The sequence below is a fragment of the Citrobacter sp. wls615 genome, assembly GCF_005281355.1.
Classification (GTDB): domain Bacteria; phylum Pseudomonadota; class Gammaproteobacteria; order Enterobacterales; family Enterobacteriaceae; genus Citrobacter; species Citrobacter werkmanii.
Window position 1 is genome coordinate 1 of the sequence record NZ_SZXM01000046.1, and the last position, 937, is coordinate 937.

Here is a 937-nt window from a genome sequence, read left to right on the forward strand (position 1 = left end):
TCGCTGGCGTCTGCCAGATCGAGGGTCGGGATGGACAGCGTAGTGTCGACATTAAAGTTCAGGGGATCGGAGGTGGCCGTGTTGCCCGCCACGTCGGTGACCGTCGCCACAATGCTGTGGTCGCCGTCGGCCAGCTCGCCGGCGGTGGTTTGCCACTGCCCGTCCGCGTCCTTCGTCGCCGCCACCGGGGCGCCGCCGTCAATGGAGACCATCACGCTGACCGCATCCGGGTCGGTGCTGATGGCAAAGCCCGGGGTGGTGTCGCGGGTCTGGTTATCCCCGGTGGTGCCGGTGTCATCGCTCAGCGTAATGACCGGGGCCGCCACGGTGGTGTCCACAATGACCGCCAGCGCCGCTGAGGTCTGCACGTTTCCCGCATCATCCGTCACCTGCACGGTGAAGGTGTACTCCCCGTCTGCCAGTTGCGGGGCGGTGAAGGTCCAGGTGCCGTCCGCCAGCGTCACCGGGTAGGACGTGCCGTTGATCAGCACCTGCACGCTGACGGCGTCCGCATCCACATTACCGATGGTGAACGCCGGGGTGGTGTCATTCGTGATATTGTCCATCGCGCTGCTGCCGCTGTCGCTGGCGTCTGCCAGGTCCAGCGTCGGCACTGAGAGCGTGGTGTCGACGGTAAAGCTCAGGGTCGCCGAGTCCGCGGTGTTGCCCGCGAGGTCGGTGACGGTGGCCACGATGGTGTGGTCACCGTCGGCCAGCTCGCCGGACGTGATATGCCACTGACCGGCCGCGTCTTTCGTTGCCGCCACCGGGGTGCCGCCGTCGATGCTCACCATCACGCTCACGGCGTCTTTATCCGTGGTGATGGCAAAGCCCGGTGTCACTACGTTGGTCTGGTTATCGCCGGTGGTGCCGGTGTCGTCGCTCAGGGTGATGACCGCGGCCGCCACGGTGGTGTCCACGGTGATACCCAGTGCGG

At 66.4% G+C, this 937-nt stretch carries 1 protein-coding gene; it reads right to left on the bottom strand.

The window, feature by feature from the left end:
- A partial coding sequence (locus FDX04_RS12970) for an Ig-like domain-containing protein (RefSeq protein ID WP_170975160.1) occupies window positions 1-920 on the bottom strand: 920 nt, incomplete at its 3' end.
- Window positions 921-937: the final 17 nt, after the last annotated feature.